Annotated in this window: 20 protein-coding genes and 1 riboswitch; of the genes, 10 read left to right on the top strand and 10 right to left on the bottom strand. The window is 65.4% G+C overall.

Annotated elements, in window-relative coordinates; all coding sequences use genetic code 11:
• Window positions 1–25 precede the first annotated feature (25 nt).
• The 7 genes from BH683_RS20455 to gcvP all read left to right on the top strand — a co-directional run bounded on the left by BH683_RS20455 (window position 26) and on the right by gcvP (window position 7,287).
• The gene (locus BH683_RS20455) at window positions 26–658 is read left to right on the top strand and encodes a CDP-alcohol phosphatidyltransferase family protein (RefSeq protein WP_084838103.1); all 633 of its coding nucleotides are present in this window, start codon (window positions 26–28) and stop codon (window positions 656–658) included.
• A 110-nt stretch (window positions 659–768) separates the two neighbouring features.
• Complete coding sequence (gcvH, locus tag BH683_RS20450) at window positions 769–1,173, top strand: glycine cleavage system protein GcvH (RefSeq protein WP_084838102.1); 405 nt, start codon at window positions 769–771, stop codon at window positions 1,171–1,173.
• Window positions 1,174–1,391: 218 nt separating this feature from the next.
• Complete coding sequence (gene garA, locus BH683_RS20445; RefSeq protein ID WP_346425978.1) at window positions 1,392–1,850, top strand: glycogen accumulation regulator GarA; 459 nt, start codon at window positions 1,392–1,394, stop codon at window positions 1,848–1,850.
• Between the two features lie 35 nt (window positions 1,851–1,885).
• Window positions 1,886–2,575, top strand: a complete 690-nt coding sequence (locus tag BH683_RS20440) for a MerR family transcriptional regulator (protein WP_084838216.1) — start codon at window positions 1,886–1,888, stop codon at window positions 2,573–2,575.
• Window positions 2,576–2,734: 159 nt separating this feature from the next.
• Complete coding sequence (locus tag BH683_RS20435; RefSeq protein WP_084838100.1) at window positions 2,735–3,253, top strand: bifunctional nuclease family protein; 519 nt, start codon at window positions 2,735–2,737, stop codon at window positions 3,251–3,253.
• 248 nt (window positions 3,254–3,501) lie between these two features.
• Window positions 3,502–4,143: a MerR family transcriptional regulator gene (locus BH683_RS20430; protein ID WP_084838099.1), complete on the top strand. Its 642-nt coding sequence runs from the start codon at window positions 3,502–3,504 to the stop codon at window positions 4,141–4,143.
• 51 nt (window positions 4,144–4,194) lie between these two features.
• A riboswitch (glycine riboswitch) is annotated at window positions 4,195–4,289 on the top strand.
• A gap of 181 nt (window positions 4,290–4,470) precedes the next feature.
• Window positions 4,471–7,287, top strand: a complete 2,817-nt coding sequence (gene gcvP, locus BH683_RS20425) for an aminomethyl-transferring glycine dehydrogenase (RefSeq protein WP_084838098.1) — start codon at window positions 4,471–4,473, stop codon at window positions 7,285–7,287.
• Window positions 7,288–7,360: 73 nt separating this feature from the next.
• Here gcvP and BH683_RS20420 read toward each other — a convergent pair whose 3' ends face one another.
• The 10 genes from BH683_RS20420 to BH683_RS20370 form a co-directional block, all read right to left on the bottom strand.
• The gene (locus tag BH683_RS20420; RefSeq protein WP_084838215.1) at window positions 7,361–8,530 is read right to left on the bottom strand and encodes a substrate-binding domain-containing protein; all 1,170 of its coding nucleotides are present in this window, start codon (window positions 8,528–8,530) and stop codon (window positions 7,361–7,363) included.
• 123 nt (window positions 8,531–8,653) lie between these two features.
• A complete protein-coding gene (locus BH683_RS20415; RefSeq protein WP_143696099.1) occupies window positions 8,654–9,223 on the bottom strand; it encodes a hypothetical protein in 570 nt (189 codons plus the stop codon).
• Window positions 9,224–9,344: 121 nt separating this feature from the next.
• Complete coding sequence (locus BH683_RS20405; RefSeq protein WP_084838095.1) at window positions 9,345–11,528, bottom strand: malate synthase G; 2,184 nt, start codon at window positions 11,526–11,528, stop codon at window positions 9,345–9,347.
• 100 nt (window positions 11,529–11,628) lie between these two features.
• Window positions 11,629–12,540 (bottom strand): 3-methyladenine DNA glycosylase, encoded by a 912-nt coding sequence (locus tag BH683_RS20400; RefSeq protein ID WP_084838094.1) that lies wholly within the window; start codon window positions 12,538–12,540, stop codon window positions 11,629–11,631.
• Entirely contained in the window at window positions 12,537–13,613 is a 1,077-nt protein-coding gene (locus BH683_RS20395; RefSeq protein ID WP_084838093.1) for a hemolysin family protein, read from the bottom strand. The genes BH683_RS20400 and BH683_RS20395 overlap by 4 nt, the downstream gene beginning before the upstream one ends.
• The gene (locus BH683_RS20390) at window positions 13,606–14,994 is read right to left on the bottom strand and encodes a hemolysin family protein (protein ID WP_084838092.1); all 1,389 of its coding nucleotides are present in this window, start codon (window positions 14,992–14,994) and stop codon (window positions 13,606–13,608) included. Before BH683_RS20390 ends, BH683_RS20395 begins: the two co-directional genes overlap by 8 nt.
• Window positions 14,995–15,104: 110 nt before the next feature.
• Entirely contained in the window at window positions 15,105–16,547 is a 1,443-nt protein-coding gene (locus BH683_RS20385) for a GuaB1 family IMP dehydrogenase-related protein (RefSeq protein WP_084838091.1), read from the bottom strand.
• Between the two features lie 103 nt (window positions 16,548–16,650).
• The gene (gene gndA / locus BH683_RS20380; protein WP_084838090.1) at window positions 16,651–18,093 is read right to left on the bottom strand and encodes an NADP-dependent phosphogluconate dehydrogenase; all 1,443 of its coding nucleotides are present in this window, start codon (window positions 18,091–18,093) and stop codon (window positions 16,651–16,653) included.
• A gap of 106 nt (window positions 18,094–18,199) precedes the next feature.
• Window positions 18,200–19,147, bottom strand: a complete 948-nt coding sequence (locus tag BH683_RS20375; protein WP_084838089.1) for a M56 family metallopeptidase — start codon at window positions 19,145–19,147, stop codon at window positions 18,200–18,202.
• Window positions 19,148–19,155: 8 nt separating this feature from the next.
• Window positions 19,156–19,572: a BlaI/MecI/CopY family transcriptional regulator gene (locus BH683_RS20370; RefSeq protein ID WP_084838214.1), complete on the bottom strand. Its 417-nt coding sequence runs from the start codon at window positions 19,570–19,572 to the stop codon at window positions 19,156–19,158.
• Window positions 19,573–19,870: 298 nt separating this feature from the next.
• Between BH683_RS20370 and BH683_RS20365 the strand changes: the two genes are divergently transcribed.
• The 3 genes from BH683_RS20365 to BH683_RS20355 all read left to right on the top strand — a co-directional run bounded on the left by BH683_RS20365 (window position 19,871) and on the right by BH683_RS20355 (window position 21,969).
• Window positions 19,871–20,293, top strand: a complete 423-nt coding sequence (locus BH683_RS20365) for a PaaI family thioesterase (protein ID WP_084838088.1) — start codon at window positions 19,871–19,873, stop codon at window positions 20,291–20,293.
• Between the two features lie 8 nt (window positions 20,294–20,301).
• Window positions 20,302–21,552: an aldolase/citrate lyase family protein gene (locus tag BH683_RS20360; RefSeq protein WP_084838087.1), complete on the top strand. Its 1,251-nt coding sequence runs from the start codon at window positions 20,302–20,304 to the stop codon at window positions 21,550–21,552.
• 114 nt (window positions 21,553–21,666) lie between these two features.
• Window positions 21,667–21,969: an urease subunit gamma gene (locus BH683_RS20355; protein ID WP_084838086.1), complete on the top strand. Its 303-nt coding sequence runs from the start codon at window positions 21,667–21,669 to the stop codon at window positions 21,967–21,969.
• Window positions 21,970–21,985: the final 16 nt, after the last annotated feature.

The following is a 21,985-nucleotide window of genomic DNA, read 5'->3' as shown; positions in this document are numbered from 1 at the left end:
CGGGTGATGTGACAGGCTGTTCGGCATGGAGGAGACCGACTCGGACCCGGTGGTGGAGTCGGATCGGGTATTCACCGTTCCCAATCTGCTCAGCGCGCTGCGTCTGGCACTCGTTCCCGTGTTCCTGTGGGTGCTGTTGGTAGAAGAGGCCGACGGGTGGGCTTTCGCGATCCTGTTCTTCTCCGGACTCTCGGATTGGGCGGACGGCAAGATCGCACGTCTACTCGACCAGTCCTCGAAGCTGGGGGCATTGCTCGATCCGGCCGCCGACAGGCTGTACATGCTGGTGGTGCCGATCGGACTTGCGGTGCGCGGAATCGTCCCGTGGTGGTTGGTGGGCCTGTTGGTCGGCCGCGATGTGTTGCTCCTGGCGACCGCGCCGCTGCTGCGCTCGCGCGGGATAACGGCGCTGCCGACGATCTACATCGGCAAGGCGGCGACCTTCGCGCTGATGTACGGATTCCCGATGATCCTTGCCGGACAGATCGATTCGGTGATCGGGGACGTTTTCTACCCATGCGGTTGGGCTTTCATGATCTGGGGCACCGCGATGTACCTGTGGTCATTCGTGTTGTATTGGATACAGGCGATACTCGTGGTGCGGACCTTGCCACCCGCCAGGGGTTCGGACCGATCGGCACAAGGCTCGGCCCGGTGAGGGCAGCGAGCTGGATACGCTAAATTTTCCCTTCAACTCCCGCTGAGGTTTTTCCTCGACCCCAGTGCCGAAACCATGACGGTCCAAGCGCAAGACGGAAGGCGACAATCGTGACCGAGAAGCAGACTCCAGACGATCTGCGGTACACCACCGAACACGAGTGGGTGCAGCAGGTGTCCGACCGCACGGTGCGGGTCGGAATCACCGATTACGCCCAGGACCAACTGGGCGACGTGGTCTTCGTGCAGTTGCCTGCCATCGACGATCCCGTGGTGGTCGGGGAGTCGTTCGCAGAGGTCGAATCGACCAAGAGCGTCTCCGACATCTTCGGGCCGCTGGAAGGCGTGGTCTCGGCGATCAACGACGACCTGGAGGCAAGCCCCGACCTGGTCAACTCCGAGCCCTACGGCCTCGGCTGGCTGGTCGAGATCACCGTCGATTCCGGCACTGACCTCGACGAGGTGCTCGGCGAGATGCTCGACGCCGCCGGGTACGGCGAAGTCACTGCCGGATAAGATAAGCCGTGATGCCGGTTGCACACACTGTATGCAGCCGGTTTATGCATCTGCGGGCGGTTGCAGGGTACGGTCTAGATCACGGGTAATGCCCCAATCCACTCGATGAGGCCGAACTCGGCGGATGAGTAGTCAGACCGCCGAAGCCGCCGCAATCACCGTGGAACGACAAGGTCCCAATCGGTGGCCGCGGGGACAATTACGAAGAAGGAGAATTGGTGAGCGACAACGAGAAGGACTTCGAGGCTCCGGTGGAGACCACCTCGGTCTTCCGGGCCGATTTCATCAAAGAGATGGAATCGACCGGTGGTTCCACCACCGAAGCCGCGGCCAGTGGCGTAGAGCGCCTCTCGGCCGGTACGGCGCTGCTGGTGGTCAAGCGTGGCCCCAACGCCGGATCGCGATTCCTGCTCGACCAGGCCACGACCTCGGCCGGTCGACACCCGGACAGCGACATCTTCCTCGACGACGTCACGGTCAGCCGGCGTCATGCCGAGTTCCGTTTGGGCGACAACGATTTCCAGGTTGTCGATGTCGGCAGCCTCAACGGCACCTACGTCAACCGTGAGCCTGTCGATTCGGCAGTACTCGCGAACGGCGACGAGGTCCAGATCGGCAAGTTCCGGCTTGTCTTCCTGACCGGCCCCAGTGGTGATGAAGGTTCCTCGAACGCGTGACCTCACCGTCGGCGGGGCAACAATCTGAAGGATCGATGTCGATCGGCTCGGTTCTGGATCAGTTGCGCGGCGAGTTCCCTGACGTGACGATCTCCAAGATCAGATTCCTGGAGTCCGAGGGTCTCATCACCCCGGAACGATCACCGTCAGGGTATCGCCGCTTCAGTCGTGCCGACTGTGAACGTCTGCGCTTCGTACTGACGGCGCAGCGCGATCGTTACCTGCCGCTGAAGGTCATCAAGGAGCAGCTCGAGGAGATCGATCGCGGCGCCGTCTCTGACGCTCAACCCGGCACCCGCCTGTTGTCGTCGGCGAAGAACTGGGTGGCTCCGGCGACCGATTTTTCGCAGAGCGGCGGGGGAAGGCTCAGCCGGGACACCCTCATCGAGCGCACCGGCGTCGATGACGCTTTCGTCGCAGAGCTCTGCGACAACGGCCTTTTGGTTCCCGGCGCGCGCGGATTCTTCGACGAAGATGCGGTGCGTCTGGTGTCGGCGGCCTCGGCCCTGGCGAACTTCGGCGTTCAGGCCCGTCATCTGCGAGCGTTCAAGGTCTCGGCCGACCGCGAGGCCGGCCTGGTCGCGCAGATAGCCAGTCCGATCGCCAAGGGCAAAGGAACGGGTGCGCGCGATCGGGCCGAGGAGATGGTGCGTGAGATTGCGGCGCTGTCCGTGACCCTGCACACCCAGTTGGTCAAGCAGGCCGTTCGGGAAGTCCTCGACTGAGCGCTCGGTCGAGGCAGAGCTCGACCACTGGCGACGCCAAAGCTCGGGCAGTGCGGGGACCTGGACCATTTGAGCTGGCCGCTCGTGGGGCGGGCCACCTTGCCATAGGATTGGAAGCGGTGAGCATATGACCGCAGAACCGTTGGGAGGGCCGATCGCATGAGTGAAATGCGCGTGGTAGGTATTCGTGTGGAACCGCCGCAGAGCCAGCCGGTGCTCCTGCTGCAGGAGACGTCCGGTGAGCGCTATCTGCCCATCTGGATCGGGCAGAGCGAGGCGGCGTCAATTGCGCTGCGCCAAAAGGGTGTTGAACCGCCCAGGCCTCTGACCCACGATCTGATCGTCAACCTGATCAGCGCTCTCGGCCATGAGCTGGTCGAGGTGAGGATCGTCGACATGCAAGAAGGCACGTTCTACGCAGATCTCGTGTTCGCGGGAGACCTGCGGATCTCGGCGCGGCCGTCGGATTCGATCGCCATAGCGATGCGAGCCGAGGTCCCCATCTATGCCGAAGAATCCGTGCTCGCCGAAGCAGGCCTGCTGATGCCCGCCGACGATGCGGAGGAGTCGGATGACGACGAGTCCGCGACAGAGGTCAAGGAGGACGAGGTCGAGAAGTTCAAGGAGTTCCTCGACTCGGTCTCCCCGGATGATTTCAAGGCCACCGGAGGAGCCTGACCCGGTTGGTCGGATCCGCCGTCACGGTCACAGAATGGAAACCGACGGGTCACGAAATGCCTAAAGCTCGAGTTTAGGTTCAGGGTTAGGGCGAGTCGCGTTGATCGCGGGGTGCGGGCCGCTTACCGTCTTCTCAGACCGCGAAAATTGCGGTGATGTGATTTTGACCGGTCTCAGCGAGTAAAGTTGGTGCGTCGGCGCCAGGACGTTGCTCAGACGGTCACCGACCAGCACGCGAGGAGATCCCAGTGGGCGATCAGCCACACGACGGTGAGTACGGGGCAGAAAACGCGGACGACGCGACGAAAGACGCCCCGCGGCCGGATGTACCCACCCAGGGATCATTGGTCGACATCGCACCGGGGCTCTTCCCCAACGACACAGTGCCCGATGAACTGGTCGGTTATCGCGTGCCCAGTGCGTGCCAGATTGCCGGCATCACCTACCGGCAACTCGACTACTGGGCGCGCACCTCGTTGGTCGTGCCGTCCATTCGTGGAGCGGCCGGGTCGGGCAGTCAGCGGCTGTACTCCTTCAAGGACATCCTGGTCCTCAAGATCGTCAAACGCCTTCTCGACACCGGTATCTCGCTACAGAACATTCGCGTCGCCGTCGACCACCTCCGCCAGCGCGGGGTCGAGGACCTGGCGCGGATCACACTGTTCTCCGACGGCACCACCGTGTACGAATGCACGTCGGCCGAAGAGGTCGTCGACCTGCTGCAAGGCGGTCAGGGAGTTTTCGGTATCGCGGTGAGCGGCGCGATGCGCGAGCTCAGTGGCACGATCGCAGATTTTCCGGCCGAACGGGCCGACGGCGGGGTCACCGAGACCGCACCCGAGGACGAACTGGCCTCACGTCGCAAGAACCGCGCGCGGCGCACCGGCTAGGAGCCCTGCCCCGGCGCGCGTCGCGACGATCGGTCTAGACTGGCGATGCGTCGCAGCGACCCGGGAGAGAGCCACACCAGATGTGGCCGCCGAAGGAGCAATACCTCTCCGTCAAACTCTCAGGCATCAAGGACCGTGTCGTCGTCGGCGTCTCTGGAGAGTGACGGCTGTTGCCGTCCGCCCATGGTGAAAGGCCGCGCACGCGTGGCTGAATCTCTCAGGCGTCCACCGCGAGGTGGATAGGACAGAGGGGGAGGACCGGCGTCCGGCCGCGAGCCGGCACTACACGTGGTCGACCCCAGGTCGGTCATTGCGGAGGTCCTACCCATGACCGACACATCCTTCACCACCCGTCACATCGGTCCCGACGGTCCCGAGCTCGAACGCATCCTCGCCCTCGTCGGTGCCGACTCACTCGATGATCTGGCCGCGCAGGTGGTTCCTGCGGGCATCCTCGACCGCGCAGACGACAACGGCCTCGAGGCGTTGCCACCAGCAGCATCGGAGCACGAAGCCCTGGCTGAACTGGCCGGGCTCGCCGCCCAGAACACCGTTGCGACCTCGATGATCGGACTCGGCTACTACGACACGTTGACTCCGCCCGTGCTCGTGCGCAACATCCTCGAGAATCCGGCGTGGTACACGGCGTACACGCCCTACCAGCCTGAGATCAGCCAGGGACGGCTCGAAGCTCTTCTCAACTTCCAGACCATGGTTTCCGACCTGACCGGGATGGAGATCGCGGGCGCGTCCATGCTCGACGAGGCCACCGCGGCGGCGGAGGCGATGACCCTGCTGCGCCGCGCGGGCAAGAGCAGGTCTCCGCGTTTCGTCGTCGATCTCGATGTGTTCCCGCAGACGGCGGCCGTGATCGCCACCCGCGCAGAACCACTCGGGATCGAGGTGGTCACCGCCGACCTGTCGCAGGGGCTGCCCGACGGTGAGTTCTTCGGGGTGCTTGCCCAGACTCCGGCCGCATCTGGCCGAATCCTGGATTGCGCGGCGATCATCGACGGCGCACACGAACGCGGCGCGCTGGTGGCGATCGGTGCGGATCTGCTCGCGATGACCCTGATCGCGCCGCCCGGAGAACTCGGTGCCGACGTCTGCTTCGGCACCACACAGCGGTTCGGCGTCCCGATGGGATTCGGCGGACCTCACGCCGGTTACCTCGCGGTGCACTCCAAGCACGCGCGTCAACTGCCGGGACGCCTCGTCGGAGTGTCGAAGGATGTCGACGGGAACCTCGCCTACCGGCTGTCGTTGCAGACGCGGGAACAGCACATCCGCCGGGAGAAGGCGACCAGCAACATCTGCACGGCACAGGTGCTGCTCGCCATCATGGCCGCCATGTACGCGAGCTACCACGGGGCCGACGGCCTGCGGGCCATCGCGCGGCGGGTCCATGGCCACGCTCAGCGCATCGCTGCGGCACTGGGGGATTCGCTCGTGCACACGGCGTACTTCGACACCGTCCTGGCGCGTGTTCCCGGACGCGGAGCGGCGATCGTTGCCGCAGCCAAGGAACGCGGCATCAATCTTCGCCTAGTCGACGATGACCATGTCTCCGTCGCCTGCGACGAGACAACCACCGATGCGCACGTAGCCGCTGTGCTCGAAGCCTTCGCGGTGACCCCTGTCGAGCCGGGGGCACCGGAGATGGTCGAGCGGACCTCGGAGTTCCTCACCCACCCCGCGTTCAACCGGCACCGCACCGAAACCGCGATGATGCGCTACCTGCGGACGCTCGCCGACAAGGACATCGCGCTCGACCGCAGCATGATCCCGCTCGGGTCGTGCACCATGAAACTCAATGCCGCCGCGGAGATGGAGGCCATCACCTGGCCGACCATCTCCCGGCTACACCCGTTCGCGCCTGCCGACGACGTCCGCGGGATGCGAACGATCATCTCGACTCTCGAGGACTGGCTGGTGGCCATCACCGGCTACGACAAGGTGAGCGTTCAGCCGAACGCGGGCTCGCAGGGCGAATACGCCGGGCTCCTCGCGATCCGCGAGTACCACCGCAGCCGGGGCGACCTGGACCGCACCGTCTGCCTGATCCCGTCGAGCGCGCACGGGACCAACGCGGCCTCTGCCGTGATGGCGGGTATGCGGGTGGTGGTGGTCGGATGCCGCGACAACGGTGACGTGGACGTGGACGATCTGCGGACGAAGATCGACACACACGCCGGCGAACTCGCGGCGATCATGATCACCTACCCGTCGACGCATGGGGTGTTCGAGCACGAGATCGGGGACATCTGCGCCGCCGTCCATGACGCGGGCGGGCAGGTGTACGTCGATGGCGCCAATCTCAATGCGCTGGTCGGGGTCGCCCGACCCGGCCGATTCGGTGGCGATGTCAGCCACCTCAACCTCCACAAGACCTTCTGCATTCCGCACGGTGGTGGTGGACCGGGCGTCGGCCCCATCGGCGTGCGCGAACACCTCGCGCCGTTCCTGCCGGGACACCCGTTGGCCGACGAACTGCCCGGGCAGCTGACGATCTCGGCGGCGCCCTACGGCTCGGCGTCCATCCTGCCGATCACCTATGCGTACATCCGGATGATGGGTGCGGACGGACTCCGTGAGGCGACGCTGACCGCGATCGCGTCGGCCAACTACATCGCCGCGCGGCTGCGCGACTCCTACCCGGTGCTTTACACCGGCGCGGGGGACCGGGTGGCCCACGAATGTATCATCGATCTCCGTCCACTGACCAAGAGCACCGGAGTCACCATCGATGACGTCGCAAAGCGTCTGGCGGACTACGGCTTCCACGCTCCGACCATGAGCTTCCCGGTGGCGGGCACGCTGATGATCGAACCCACCGAAAGCGAGAACCTCGACGAGATCGACGCCTTCTGCGATGCGATGGTCGCGATCCGCGCGGAGATCGCCAAGGTTGCCGACGGTGAGTGGACGGTGGACGACAACCCGATGCGTGGGGCTCCGCACACCGCGGAATGCCTGGTCGGCGAATGGGATCATGCGTACGACCGGCTCGTCGCGGTCTACCCGAACGGATTGCCGTCCGCGGGTGGACGAGCAAAGGTATGGCCCGGGGTTCGTCGCATCGACGGTGTGTACGGCGACCGCAACCTGGTGTGCAGCTGCCCGCCGGTCGAGGCTTTCGCCTGACCCACCCCGATGATGGGTCCTTGTTGCGAACATTTGCCCAGGTGGGCATCGCCACAACAACCCATTTCGGGGGCTAACGGCGGGTCAGGATCTCAGTGATCGAGTTCTGCGCCGGTGCCGAGGGTGCGGGCATGGGCGACGGGGTCACCGGAAAGGTGACCGCAGCGGTGGCGGGCGGTAACCGACCGCCACCGCGGAATCCGAGTTCGGTGATCGCCCCGATCTGCTCGGGTGCATGGACGTAGCTGATGAAGTCGTTCACCGCGTCGCGGGCTGCGATGTCGACTTGATCTCCGGTCAACGTCACCACCGGGAAATCGGCCATGGGTGTCGGCCCGGTCGGCAGGAGCGCAACCACACCCGGATCGGCGTCATCCTTGGTCTGTAGGTACAGCTGCTGCTCGGTGATCGGCACGGCGTGGAGCGTGCCCGCGGCAGGGTCGGTCTGCTTCATCAGCATCTGCACACCGCTCTCGGCAGTACCGAGGTCGGTCGGCGGGGCCTCGGCCTTCATCGCCGTCAACGTCGAGGACACCAACGGCGACGCTGCGTCTTCGGGAGACAGGGCACCGCTGGTGGTGCGTGAGATCTCTGCCGCGATCGCCTGTGCGGCGAGCAACGTCGCGTCCGTCTGCGGCCCGATGGGCATCGCCATCCGTAGTGGTCCCCATTCCCGGAGGCCGAGCCGTTCCATCGCGGATTCGGAACGCTGCAAGGTCGGCAGCTCGATCCAGCCGACGTTTCCGTCCATGGCCTGCTGGGCGGCTGTCGGGATGGCCAACACCACGGGACTCGACACCAAGGAAGAGGGATTGCCGTCGACGATGCTCGGGTTCGCCGCCGTCAGCTGCGAACTCCATACCGACGACTGAGGAATCCAGGCAGCCGGATATTGGCCGCGGGATTCGGCATCCCATGTTCCGGTGAGGCCGTCGAGCGTGACCTTTGCGTCGGCCGGGCGCACCTCGATCGTGATGCAGCGGTCCCTGGCGACGGGGTCGGTGGAGTTGTACTTCGCAGCCACCGTCGCGAGTGGGGCGGCCAGAGCCGGGTCGCTGATGATCGACACAGCCAGATCACCCTCGACGCAGCGTCCGGCCGCGTCCTGTCCCTGTCGGCTGATCCGGTCGCCCAGGAGCGACCAGAGAAAACCGAGAACGACAAGGATGATGATCAGCGCGACGGCGATCAGGAGGCCGCGACTGACACCTCTACTGCCGCCGGCCCTGCGATGTTCGCCCACCCCACACCCTCGATTCACCATTTGCGTCTCGGCCCGCATCCGCATCGTCCCCGCCGGTGCCCAATCGCGATCGGCGGGAGAGGCAGACTGTGCTGCGCAGTCTATGCGGTACCGGTGGCAAGGTCAGGCAGCAGGCGCCGTGCAGACGACCTTCTGCCGCTCGTCGTAGGTGTAGTAGGTCACGGTGCCATCGGGGCACCCGCTGGAATCGACAGTGCCGGTCAGTACCGCAAGCACCTTCTCGCCGGCGGGGTCGGTGCAGGGGACCTGGACCGTACTGTCCGAGCCGGTGCCCGGCTCGAAGCACTTGCCCTCGACCCAGTCGACGTCGAGACACAGCACCCCGGTGGTGGACCCGCCCAATTCTTCGTAGTAGGTCTGGTCGATGTCCGTCGCGCAATCGGCCTCGTCGGCGACCTTCGCGACGATCACATAGTGCGAATCGGCGGTACCGCAGGTCGCCGTGTCGATCTCGGCGTCCATCATGGTGCCACCCAAGGTGACGCAATCTCCGACCTCGGCATCGATCTCCGAGATCTCGCCGCTGTCCTGCACAGTGGTCGAAGTGGTTTCCGAGGTGTCCGATGCCGTCGTCGGGGCACTGGAAGCCGCAGTGGCCGAACCCTTCTCATCGCTGCCGCAGCCTGTGGCAACCGCCGCCAGCAAGACCGCGCCGAATAGGAACACTGTCACCCGTCTCATTGTCTGGAACACAGCCCTGGACCTCCCGAAATGCCTTGTGGCCCGGGCGGAGTGCCCGGGCCACAAGGAAATTAGCAGATCAGAGTAGTTGCTGTGATGCTCCGATCACATGTCAGGCGTTCGCAGCCTTGTACTCCCGGCGCCTGCGGTGCAGGATCGGTTCGGTGTATCCATTGGGCTGTTTGCCGCCCTCGAGGATGAGCTCTGTGGCGGCCTGGAACGCGATGTTGTCTGCGAAGTCCGGGGCCATCGGGCGATAGGTGGGGTCGCCGGCGTTCTGCTGGTCGACCACCGGTGCCATCCGTTCGAGCGAGGCCACGACGTCGGATTCGGTGACGATGCCGTGATGGAGCCAGTTCGCGAGCAGCTGGCTCGAGATCCGCAGGGTCGCGCGGTCTTCCATCAGCGCGACGTCGTGGATGTCGGGGACCTTGGAGCAGCCGACGCCGTGATCGATCCAGCGCACCACGTAGCCGAGGATGGACTGGCAGTTGTTGTCGAGTTCTTCGCGCTTTTCCTCGTCGGTCCAGTCTGTGCGGGGCGCGAGCGGGATGGTGAGGATGTCATCGACCGTGGCGGGGTCGCGTTTGGCGATCTCGTCTTGGCGTTCGAAGACGTCGACCTGGTGGTAGTGCAGGGCGTGCAGTGTGGCTGCGGTCGGGGACGGAACCCAGGCGGTGTTGGCGCCGGCCTTGGGGTGCCCGATCTTCTGCTCGAGCATGTCGGCCATCAGGTCGGGCATGGCCCACATGCCTTTACCGATTTGCGCCTTGTGCTGCAACCCGGCGTGCAATCCGGTGTCGACGTTGAAGTCCTCGTAGGCCTTGATCCAGGTCTGCGACTTCATCTCGCCCTTACGGACGACGGCGCCGGCCTCCATCGAGGTGTGGATCTCGTCGCCGGTGCGGTCGAGGAAGCCGGTGTTGATGAACACGACCCGGTCGGCGGCAGCTTTGATGCAGGCCTTGAGGTTGATGGTGGTGCGGCGCTCTTCATCCATGATGCCGACCTTGAGGGTGCCGGTCGGCAGGCCCAGGACCTGCTCGACCCGGCCGAACAACTCGACGGTGAACGCGACCTCGTCGGGGCCGTGCATCTTGGGCTTGACGATGTAGATCGATCCGGTCCGCGAGTTCTGTTGTCCGTCTTTCTTGAGTCCGTGGCTGCCGATCAACGAGGTGAACAGTGCGTCGAGGATGCCTTCTGGGACCTCGTCCCCGTCTGCGGTGATGATGGCGTCGTTGGTCATCAGGTGACCGACGTTGCGCACGAACAGCAGTGACCGGCCGTGCAAGGTCAGCTCGGCGCCGTCGGGCGCGGTGTAGACGCGGTCGTCATTGAGGACGCGGGTGAAGGTCTTGCCGGCCTTGGTCACCTCTTCGGCGAGGTCGCCCTTGTTCAGGCCGAGCCAGTTGCGGTAGCCGGTGACCTTGTCCTCGGCGTCGACTGCTGCGACCGAGTCCTCGAAGTCCATGATGGTGGTGATCGCCGACTCGACGAGCACATCCTTGACGCCTGCGGCATCGGTGGAGCCGATGGGGGAGTCGGCGTCGATCTGGATTTCGAGGTGCAGGCCGTTGTGCCGGAGCAGGATGCCGGTCGGGGTGGCGGCGTCTCCGGTGTATCCGGCAAACGCCGCGGGATCGGCGAACCCGGTCTTCGAGCCATCGGTCAGGGTGACCTGGGCGTGGCCGTCGACGACGGCGTACGCGGTGACGTCAGCGTGCTTGCCCGACTCGAGCGGAACCGCGGTGTCGAGGAAGTCTTTGGCGAAGGCGATGACCTTGTCGCCGCGGACCTTGTTGTAGGACTTGCCCTTTTCGGCACCATTGCCTTCGGAGATGACGTCGGTGCCGTAGAGCGCGTCGTACAGCGATCCCCACCGTGCGTTGGAGGCGTTGAGGGCGAACCGGGCGTTGAGGATGGGGACCACCAGCTGGGGTCCGGCGGTGCTGGTGATCTCGGTGTCGACTCCGGTGGTGGTGATCTGGAAGTCGTCAGGGACCTCGGTGAGATACCCGATCTCGGTCAGGAAGGCCTTGTAGGCGGCGTGATCGAAGTCGGCGGGACCGTTCGACGGGTGATCGCGGTGCCACGCGTCGATCTTGGCCTGGATGTCGTCGCGGATCGCGAGCAGTTCCCGGTTGCGCGGCGCGAGGTCGTTGATCACCGCGGCCGCGCCTGCCCAGAACGCATCCTGCTCTACGCCGGTGCCGGGGAGAGCCTCGTTGTTGATGAAGTCATACAGAACCGACGCAACCTGCAAGCCGCCGTCGACGGTGACGCGCTGAGCCATTACCGGCCTCACTCTCTCTTGATCCAGGGCAATTCGGCCCCTATGTTACTTTGCGGTAGCAAACCGTCAGGCTGCGGGGAGTGAGGCACTGCCCTGCTGGTCAGGTGTGCTCTGTCCCGGTCGCGAGGCCCGGGGCCGACAGTCTGCGACAGGTCTCGATCAGCCTGCTGCGCAGATGCTGAGAGCGACCACTGAGTATGGTCTGCGCGCGCACATACTCCGCCCTGCCCGCCGCGTCCTCGATACGGATCGGATCGAGCTCGAACTCCGACAGATCGTATGGGCTGGCCCGCATATCGAGTTCGCGGAAATCGAGCGCGAGGTCGAACGCGTCGACAACCAGTTCGGCTGGAAGCAGAGGGGACAACTTGTGCGCCCATTTGTAGAGGTCCATCCCGGCATGGATGCACCCGGGTTGCTCGTCGCGGACCTGGGTATCGCGGTCGAGAACGGTGAGATTCAACGGTCGTGCGGGCTCTGTGAAGAAGCGGTAGGCATCGAAGTGTGTACACCGCAACGGCAGTGAGCGGACGACCTCGTCGGTGTCGGCGGGACTGAGGCGCAGCGGAACCCCGCTGTGTCGGATCTGCTCTGGTGCGGCCCCGAAGACCATGGCCCATTCGTGGAGGCCGAAGCAGTTGAACCTGGGCGATCGATCCCGGCTCGTGGCCAGCAGGGCGACGACGAAGTCGACTGTTCGTCGCCGTTTGCGGAGGTAGTCCGCACTCACCGTGACGACGTCACCGACCATGGTGTAACCCGTGTACTCCGCATAACGGCGGGCGGCGGGGCCGGCGAGCGCGACACCATGGCCCGGATGCCATCTACGCAGCTGAGCGGGTCGAAAGTTGTAGTACGTGAACAGGAATCCCCACACCGGATGGGTGAGGACGGTGTCGCGGACAGTGGGCGGGTGCAGGCGCAGCAGACCGTCGACGCGATCGCGGTGCGCGTGCGCCGCTGCGAGCCACACCGCTTCGGGCAACGGTGGCGCGGTCGCGGCGGCGGTCACACCCGATGTGTTTCGTCGCGCACCGTGCCGACGAATTCCTCGACCAGATCCTCGAGTGCCACGACCGCGACGGTGCGGCCGTTGTCGTCCACCACGGCGGCGAGGTGAGAGCTGGTTCGGCGCATGGCGGCAGTGGCTTCGTCGAGCGGGGTCCGGTCGGCCAGCACCGGCAACGGATGAATCTTGTCCACACCGATGATGCTGTCCGGACCCACCTCCTCGTCGAGGATCTCGTCCAGCACGTCTTTGAGATGGAGGTAGCCGGTGTAGGTGCCATCGGTGCCGCGGACCGGATACCGCGAGAAACCGGTGTCGGTGACCGCCTGCTCGATCGACCCCAGGGTGGGGCCGACCCGACCGGTGGTGGCGTCCCTGGTGACCTGCACGCTGCGGAGTTCGCTGAGTGGGATCGCGACCTCGAGCACCGTTCGTCCTGACGTCTGGAGTGCCCGGGTGAGCCGCTCGTGCTCCTCCTGATCGATCAGGCCTTCCTGACGGGATTCGCCGATCATCTCGGACAGCTCGTTGGCCGAGACGGTCGCGTCGAGTTCGTCCTTGGGTTCGACGCGCATGATCCTCAGCGAGATGTTGGCGGCCCAGTTGTAGAACGCGATGAGCGGACGGGCCACCTTGATGAACATCAAGTGGGCGGGCACCAGCAACATCGCCGAGCGTTCGGGACCCGCGAGAGCGATGTTCTTGGGAACCATCTCCCCGAGAAGGATGTGCAGTACGACCACCAGCGACAAGGCCAGCGCGAACGAGATCGGGTGCAGCAGGCCGTCGGGCACATGGGCGAGGTGCAGGGGCTTCTCGATGAGATGGGCCACCGCCGGTTCGCCGACACGGCCCAGCAGAATGGAGCAGATCGTGATACCCAGCTGGGCTGCCGCCAGCATGAGGGACAGGTGTTCACCCGCCTCGATGACCGTGCGTGCGCGTCGCTTTCCCTGTTCTTCGAGCGCCTCGAGCCGGTCGCGGCGGGCCGAGATGAGTGAGAACTCCGCCCCGACGAAGAACGCGTTCCCGGCGAGCAGGAACACTGTCAGGACGACTCCGAGGAGATCACCCATGGGAGGCCTCCGAGTCCGCACCATTGATGGGGGTCAGCGCGACGACATCGATGCGCCGGCCTTCCATCCGGACCACGCGGGCCTGCCAGCGCTGCTCGGATTCGGTGTTCGACCGCTCGTCGTCCTCCTCCGATGCGATGACGCGTTCCGGCAGATCAACCACATCCCCTTCGACGGCGATACGGCCGAGTTCGAACATGAGCAGCCCTCCGAGGGTGTCGAATTGCCCTTCCGGCGCGCGATAGCCGATCGCATCGTGGAGTTCGTCGATCCTCAGTAATCCGTTGCAGATGTATCCGTCGCCGTCACGCTGGACGTCGGCCTGCTCGTCGTCGTGTTCATCGGTGACGTCGCCGACGATCTCCTCGATGAGATCCTCGGTGGTCACGATGCCTGCGGTGCCGCCGTATTCGTCCACCACGACCGCGACCTGGAAACCATCGGCCCTGATCTGTTCCATCAACGAGTCTCCGTCGAGGCTCGCGGGAACCACCGGCACGTCGCGGGCGAGTGAACCCAGCTCGGTCGTGGCGCGATCGGTCATGGCCACGGTGAAGGCCTGTTTGACGTGGACGACGCCGACGATGTTGTCGAGGTCGCCGCCATCGAGGATCGGAAACCGCGAGTACCCGGTTCGCGATGACGCGATGATCAGATCCCGGACGGTGTCATGGACGTCGAGCGACTCGACGGTGACGCGGGGGCTCATCAGATCCTCCGCCGTCCGCTCACCGAATTGAAGCGAACGATCGACGAGAGCCGCGGTTCCCGGGTCGAGGGCACCGTGCCGGGCCGAGTTGCGAACCAGCGAGCCCAACTCCTGTGGAGAGCGAGCCGACCGCAGTTCTTCTGCCGGTTCGACGCCGACTCTCCGGACAATCCAGTTGGCTGTCCCGTTGAGTGAATTGATGAGCCAACGGAACATGGCGGAAAACAGACTCATCGGTCCGGCGGTGGCGCGTGCGGTCGGCAAGGGCTTTGCGATCGCGAGGTTCTTCGGGATCAGCTCGCCGAGGATCATCGACAGCGAGGTCGCGATGATGAGCGCCAAGATCAGCGAGATCGCACTGGTCACACCGTCCGGCAGACCCGTGGCGTCGAAGACGGGTGCGAACAGCTGCGCCAGGACCGGTTCCGCGATGTACCCGGTGACCAGGGTGGTGATCGTGATCCCGAGTTGGGCACCGGACAGCTGGAACGACAGAGTCCGGTGGGCGTTTCGGACCTGCTTCGATCGCAGATCGCCGCGGGTGCGGAAATCGTTGTCCACCGTCGATCGTTCCAGCGCCGTCAGCGAGAACTCGGCGGCCACGAACAGTGCGGTGCCGAGTGTGAGGGCGATGAATCCGAGGAGACTGCCGACGAGGATGAGTGCTTGCATCACCGATCACCACGGGTGACGTCCAGCGGTGCCGCGGGCACCAATCGAGCCTCCAAGTTTTCGTCGAACCCGGTCGGGAGTCGTGCCCGGGATACAGCGAGCTTAACGGGTCACCAGCCGGTGGGCAGTGGCCGTCCTTCGGCGAACCCTGCTGCGGACTGGACACCGAGCACCGCCTTCTGGTGCAACTCGTCCAGCGAGCGTGCGCCGGCGTAGGTCGCCGTGGACCGGACGCCGGAGCAGATGTGGTCGATGAGGTCCTCGACACCGGGTCGTTCGGGGTCCAGCGCGATGCGAGAACTCGAGATGCCCTCCTCGAACAACGCCTTGCGTGCGCGATCGAAGGAACTGTCGGTCGCGGTGCGGGCGGCAACCGCTCGCTTGGACGCCATTCCGAAACTCTCCTTGTACGGCTTGCCTGCCCGGTCCCACTTGAGGTCTCCGGGGCTCTCATAGGTACCGGCGAACCAAGAGCCGATCATGACGTTCGACGCCCCCGCAGCAACGGCGAGAGCGACGTCGCGCGGATGTCGGACACCGCCATCAGCCCACACGTGCGCGCCGCTGTCTCGTGCGGCAGCAGCACACTCGGCGACCGCGGAGAACTGCGGGCGGCCGACGCCGGTCATCATCCGGGTCGTGCACATCGCGCCGGGCCCCACCCCGACCTTGACGATGTTCGCGCCCGCGGAGACGAGGTCTTTGGTTCCCTGGGCGGACACCACGTTGCCTGCGCAGAGCGGGACACCGAGATCCGCGTCGGCGATCTGCTCCAGTGCGGTCAGCATCTTCTCCTGATGCCCGTGGGCGGTGTCCACCACGAGGAGGTCGGCGCCGGCTTCCACTAGGGCAGCGGCCTTCGCCCGGACATCGCCGTTGATACCGACCGCGGCCGCGACCCGGAGGCGGCCGCCGTCGTCGACGTTCGGTTGGTAGATCCCGGCGCGGACCGCGCCCACCCGGGTCAGCACGCCGGCGAGTGATCCGTCGGCGTTCGTCAGCACTGCGAGGTCGGTGTGAGCGCCGTCGAGCAGTTCGAAGATCTCGCGTGGCGGGGTCCCGACCGGCGCTGTGACCACGTTGGTGTCGAGGACGTCGGTGAGGCGGGCGAAGCGGTCGACGTCGGTGCAGGCCGATTCCGTGACCACGCCGATCGGGGTGAGCGCGTCGGTATCGAGTACGACGACGGCACCATGGGCACGTTTGGGCAAGAGCGCGAGAGCGTCGGACACCGCGGCGTCGCCGCCGAGCACGACCGGTGTGTCGGCGACCAGGTGCCGGCCCTTCACGAAGGAGATCATCTCGGCTGCGGCGTTGATCGGCAGATCCTGGGGGAGTACGACCAATCCGCCCCGGCGGGCCACGGTCTCGGCCATTCGACGACCCGCCACCGCGGTCATGTTCGCAACGACCAGGGGGATCGTGGTCCCCGACCCGTCCGCCGACGACAGATCCACATCGAATCGTGAGGTGACATCGGTGCGCCCGGGCACCAGGAACACGTCGTCGTAGGTCAGGTCGTAGCTGGGGAAATGATCATCGAGGAATCGCACGTGAGTCGATTCTACGCAGTAATGCCCAGCACCCCCGAAAATGTGCCCTTATGGCGAACAAACCCGCAGGTCGGCTCCGCCACAAGGGCACATCATGGGTGGGTCAGGCTTCGATCTCGGTGCGACCTTCGCTCCACAACGTGTGGAAGGTGCCCGCTTTGTCGATGCGCTGATAGGTGTGCGCTCCGAAGAAGTCGCGCAGGCCCTGGGTCAACGCGGCGGGGAGGCGATCTGCGCGTAGAGCGTCGTAGTACGAGAGCGAAGAGGCGAACGCCGGCACCGGGATACCCATCGTGGTCGCGGTGGCGACGACGCGGCGCCAGCTGTCCACCGCGTTCTCGACTGCGTCGCGGAAGTACGGCGCGAGCAGCAAGCTGGGCAGTTCGGGGTTCTCGGCGTAGGCGTCGCGGATGCGGTTGAGGAACTTGGCGCGAATGATGCAGCCGCCGCGCCAGATGGTCGCGAGGTCGCCGGGGTGCAGGTTCCAGTCGTATTCGGTGCTGCCTGCTGCGATCTGGTCGAACCCCTGGGCATAGGCGACGACCTTCGAGGCGTAGAGCGCCTTGTTGATGTCGTCGACGAAAGCCTTCTTGTCGGTGGGGGAGGCCGCGAGGTTTCCCGACGCCAGGCCCTTGGCCTGTTTGCGCTGGTCGGTGGCACTGGACAGCGCGCGGGCAAACACGGCCTCCGCGATACCCGTGGTCGGGATACCCAGGTCGAGGGCGGACTTGACGGTCCAGCGGCCGGTTCCCTTCTGGCCTGCGGCATCGACGATCACGTCGACCAGCGGCTTGCCGGTCTCGGCATCGATCTGGCTGAGCACCTCGGCGGTGATCTCGACCAGATAGCTGTCAAGATCGCCGGAGTTCCACTCCCGGAACACATCCGCGATCTCGGCGACGGGGAGGTCGAGGGCCTTGCGCATGAGGTCATAGGCCTCGCCGATGAGCTGCATGTCGGCGTACTCGATGCCGTTGTGCACCATCTTCACGAAGTGGCCGGCGCCGTTGGGGCCGATGTGGGTGCAGCACGGCTCGCCATCGACGTGCGCGGAGATCGACTCGAGCAGCGGGCCGAGGGACTCGTAGGACTCTTTGGGACCACCGGGCATGATCGACGGGCCGTTGAGCGCACCCTCTTCGCCGCCGGAGATGCCGGCGCCGACGAAGTTCAGGCCGCGCTTGCTCATTGCGGCTTCGCGGCGGATGGTGTCGGTGTAGAGCGAGTTACCACCATCGATGATGATGTCGCCCTCTTCCATCAGCGAGGCCAACTCTTCGATGACGGCGTCGGTGGGATCGCCCGCCTTGACCATGATCAGGACCCGGCGCGGTTTCTGGAGCGCTGCGACGAATTCTTCCATCGTCTCGGTACGAACGAAATCGCCCTCGGTGCCGTGCTTCTCGATGAGGGTGTCTGTCTTGGCGATGCTGCGGTTGTGCAGCGCCACCGTGTGGCCGTGTCGGGCAAAGTTGCGGGCGATGTTGGAACCCATCACCGCGAGTCCGGTGACACCGATCTGGGCGCGGGCAGCAGTTTCAGTCATGGCTACACCCTATGACGAACCTCTCGAAGGCGCGGACGATGGTCTCACACCACCATGTGTGCCCGGGTCTTCGCTCCGCTCGACGGGTGAAAACGCCCGCTCGACGTCAGTTGTCGATGAGCCGGTGGAGCTCGGTGAGCCACGGCACGGCGACCGCAATGGTCGGGACGACCAAGATGGCGGCAGCTGCCACATACGCGGTCAGGCTGATTGCTGTGGTGGAGCGGGTGTCCGAGAGGCGTTTGACACGCGCGAGGGTGCTGGGACCACCGATGGCCATCGCGCCGCGCGGAGCCACCGAGTCGGCGCAGGCGACCAGAGCGCGCCCGAGCTGAGTGTGTCCCGAGGTGCGCACGGCTGTGTCGTCCGCGAGTAATTCGACCAGCAGTTGCACCGCACCGAGTGCAGACCGGCTCCGGACGAAACGTGGGAAGGCTTCGTGCACCGCGATGAAGGCCTCGAGCACGAGGTCGTGCCGGGCGCGCAGATGAGCGCGTTCGTGGCTGATGACGGCTTCGAGTTCGTCGCGACTGAGGCGGGCAACGGTGCCCTCGCTCAGCACCACCCGCTGACGCAATCCGGGCAGGCAGTAGGCCATCGGCTGATCGACTTCGAGCATGCGAACGTCGCGGGCATTGAGCAGATCACTCGACGACGACCGGTCCATGCGGTCGAGGAGGTCGATGAGCTGGCGGTGCGCCGATCGCCGCGCGCGGGTACGCATGCCGACGCGGATGACCGTGTAGAAGAGCCGAGCGCCGATGACCAGGGTCAGCAGGAACACCGCGACGTAGATGGTCCAGAGTCCGATGCCCAGGCTCGCGACTTCTTTGAGCGGATCGGTGGTCGGGCGGCCCTGCGCGTCGGGTACGAGGAGGTTCGCGGCGATCGCGAGACCACAACTGAATGCGGAGAGCACGGCAGCGATTGCTATCGACTGCCATAGAGCCATGGCCGCACGGGGCGCCCGCAGCGGCCACTCGGCTCTCGCGAGCCAGCCCGGTGCCGGTCCCACGAGGACCAGAGCGACGATCCCGAACACGAACGCGGTCAAGACAAGTCCTACGGGTCGGTGATGCGGTGCGGTTCGCGATGTGTTCCACGAGCCGATTCCAGTTCGTCCAGGGCGCGCCGAAGGGCGTCTGCTTCGTCGGCACCGACGCGTCCCACGAATGATACGAGCGCCGCCTGGCGTGATCCTGACTCGTCGGCCTCGCTGAGAGCGTCGACCATCAGACTTGCGACCAGGTGCTCCCGGGGGTGGGTCGCGGAATACCGGTGCGCACGATCATCGCGCAACTGCGTGACCAGATTCTTTTTCGCCAGACGCTGCAGCACGGTCATCACGGTCGTATACGCGAGGTCGCGATCGGAGGACAGCGCAACGTGCACCTGTCGCACCGTTTGCGGTTCGTCGGACGACCACAAACTGTCCATCACCGCTCGCTCGAGCTCACCCAACCCGTTCATTCTTCTCACTTTACGTTTCTTCTCATCAAACACCTCAACGCGCATCGCCATGAATTTTCTTCCGAAGTAGTTGACAGGTTGGTAAGGCTAGCCTACATTCATGAGTACGCGGACCGAGTGAGTGTCCTGAGGGCTGCAGAGACCCCCGGTCCACGCCACAGCAGGCCCCACCGATCCGGTGGGGCCTGCTGAGTCTTCTGGGTAGATTTCGGGTGAGCCCGTTCCGCGCCGCACAGCGACCTTTGGCAAACTGTGAGTTCGTCGGCGACCCGCAGGGTCTGCCAGGTGCACAGAGGAGTTTCGCCCGGTGACCGAGAAGATCGATGTCAACAACAGCGACTGGACCGCGCGGGGCTTCGACGCCGAGATCGGTCTGCAGTACGTGGACGTGACCCCCGACGCAGTGCGCGCCGAGTTCACGGTGACCGACAAGCTCCTGCAGCCGTTCGGGATCGTGCACGGCGGCGTCTACTGCTCGGTGATCGAGTCGGTGGCCAGCATCTCGGGTCAGGTCTGGCTGGTGAGCAATGTCACCCCGGATGGCCATGTCGTGGGAGTGAACAACAGCACCGACTTCCTGCGAGCGGTGACGACCGGGCACATGACGGCACAGTCCAAGCCCATCCACCGCGGTCGCCGCCAGCAGTTGTGGGAGGTCGACGTCGCCGATGAGAACGGCAAATTGATCGCCCAGGGCCGCGTCCGCCTGCAGAACATCACCGAAGGCTGACGCGGGTCGTGGCTGCCGGTGACCCCGCTGTCGGTATCAGCGCACCCGCACGAGCCCGGATCGATGCGGTGCTCGGGGCCATCGACGCCGAACTGGATCGCGACTTTCCCGGGGATCGTCCGGAGAAGCAACCAGCGCACACCGCGTATGTGAGCGCCGCAGACGTCGACCTCGACACGCCGGCGCGCTGGGGTCAGGAAGCGCTGGAGATCGCTGAGGCCGCGGCGCCGACACTGGCCGACCTCGATCCGCTCGGGATGCTACCACTGGTTCGGGAGCAGTTGTCGCACCACCCGATCGAAGATCTGAGGATTGATCTCGAAGACGGATACGGATGGCGCGGCGACGAGGTCGAAGACCGTCATGCCCGCGCGGCCGGCCAGGTGCTCGCGGGCTGGGCGACGGGCCACTCAGGAGCGCCGAGGGTGTTCGGGGTGCGATGCAAGGGACTCGGCGCGGCCGAACGGGAGCGAGGACTCCGGTCGCTCGAACTGGTACTCGACGGCGCAGGCGGCATACCCGCGGGCTTCGTCTTCACCGTCCCGAAGTTACGAGCCGCCGCGCAGGTCGATGCCGTGATCATGATCTGTGAAGAACTCGAGCGCGCTCACGGGCTTCCCGCCGGCGCGCTGCGCTTCGAACTGCAGATCGAGAGTCCGCAAGCGGTTCTCGGGGCCGACGGGCGCGCCACGGTTGCCGAAGCCATTCACCGCGGCGGCGCCCGGGTGACCGGATTGCATTACGGTACCTACGATTACAGCGCTGCCTGCGGCATCGTCTCGGCGCAGCAGTCGCTGGAACATCCGGTCGCCGACCACGCCAAAACGGTGATGTTGGTCGCCGCCGCGCAGACCGGCGTCTGGGTGAGTGACGGCTCCACCCAGATCTCACCGGTCGGTGGCCCTGCGGTGGTCTCCGCCGCGTTGCGGCGCCATCACCGGCTCGTGACCCGCAGTCTCGAGCGTGGGATCTACCAGGGGTGGGACATGCACCCGGGGCACCTGGTGACCCGGTGGCTGGCCGTGTACTCGTTCTTCCGCGAAGCGATGCCCCCGGCGGCAAGCCGGCTGCAGGGGTACTTCGACCGGCAGAGTTCCGAGTTCGTTGATGAACCCGCAACCGCCCAGTCGTTGGCCCTGGTGATCCTGCGCGGTCTCGCGGCGGGCGCCTTCACGGAGGATGACGTGCTCGGGGTCGGTCCACGATGCTCTGAGCAGGCGTTGACCGAACTGCGGACGCGTGGCGGTGTGCTGAGCTGAGCCCGGCCCGGTTCACGCCGCATGATCGCTACGCCGCGCCGTGGAGCGGCTTGCGTGGCAGTATGAATCAGTCAGGCCTGAGGCGGTCGACAGTCGAGAACCGAGGAGGGCGCCGTGCGTTTGTCGCCGCATGAGCAAGAGCGACTGATGATCTCGTACGCAGCCGAATTGGCCAGACGTCGGCAGGGGCGAGGGCTGATCCTCAACCACCCTGAGTCCGTTGCGATCATCACCGATCACATTCTCGAAGGTGCCCGCGACGGCCGGTCGGTCGCGGAGCTGATGTCGTCGGGTCGCGAGGTGCTCACCCGTGCCGACGTGATGGACGGCGTGCCCGAGATGCTGCACGACGTCCAGGTCGAGGCGACGTTCCCCGACGGCACCAAACTCGTCACCGTGCACAACCCGATCTCATGAGAGGAGTGCAGGCCTC

This window comes from Williamsia sp. 1138, from assembly GCF_002095435.2.
Taxonomy (GTDB): Bacteria; Actinomycetota; Actinomycetes; order Mycobacteriales; family Mycobacteriaceae; genus Williamsia.
This window is presented reverse-complemented; position numbering and strand designations above follow the sequence as displayed.

Excerpts from the sequence above, each read along its gene's own strand:
- BH683_RS20390 (WP_084838092.1), bottom strand. The coding sequence starts at position 14,994 with ATGCAAGCACTCATCCTCGTCGGCAGTCTCCTCGGATTCATCGCCCTC.
- BH683_RS20405 (WP_084838095.1), bottom strand. The coding sequence starts at position 11,528 with ATGGCTCAGCGCGTCACCGTCGACGGCGGCTTGCAGGTTGCGTCGGTT.
- BH683_RS20455 (WP_084838103.1), top strand. The coding sequence starts at position 26 with ATGGAGGAGACCGACTCGGACCCGGTGGTGGAGTCGGATCGGGTATTC.
- gndA (WP_084838090.1), bottom strand. The coding sequence starts at position 18,093 with ATGACTGAAACTGCTGCCCGCGCCCAGATCGGTGTCACCGGACTCGCG.
- BH683_RS20440 (WP_084838216.1), top strand. The coding sequence starts at position 1,886 with ATGTCGATCGGCTCGGTTCTGGATCAGTTGCGCGGCGAGTTCCCTGAC.
- BH683_RS20435 (WP_084838100.1), top strand. The coding sequence starts at position 2,735 with ATGAGTGAAATGCGCGTGGTAGGTATTCGTGTGGAACCGCCGCAGAGC.
- gcvP (WP_084838098.1), top strand. The coding sequence starts at position 4,471 with ATGACCGACACATCCTTCACCACCCGTCACATCGGTCCCGACGGTCCC.
- BH683_RS20395 (WP_084838093.1), bottom strand. The coding sequence starts at position 13,613 with ATGGGTGATCTCCTCGGAGTCGTCCTGACAGTGTTCCTGCTCGCCGGG.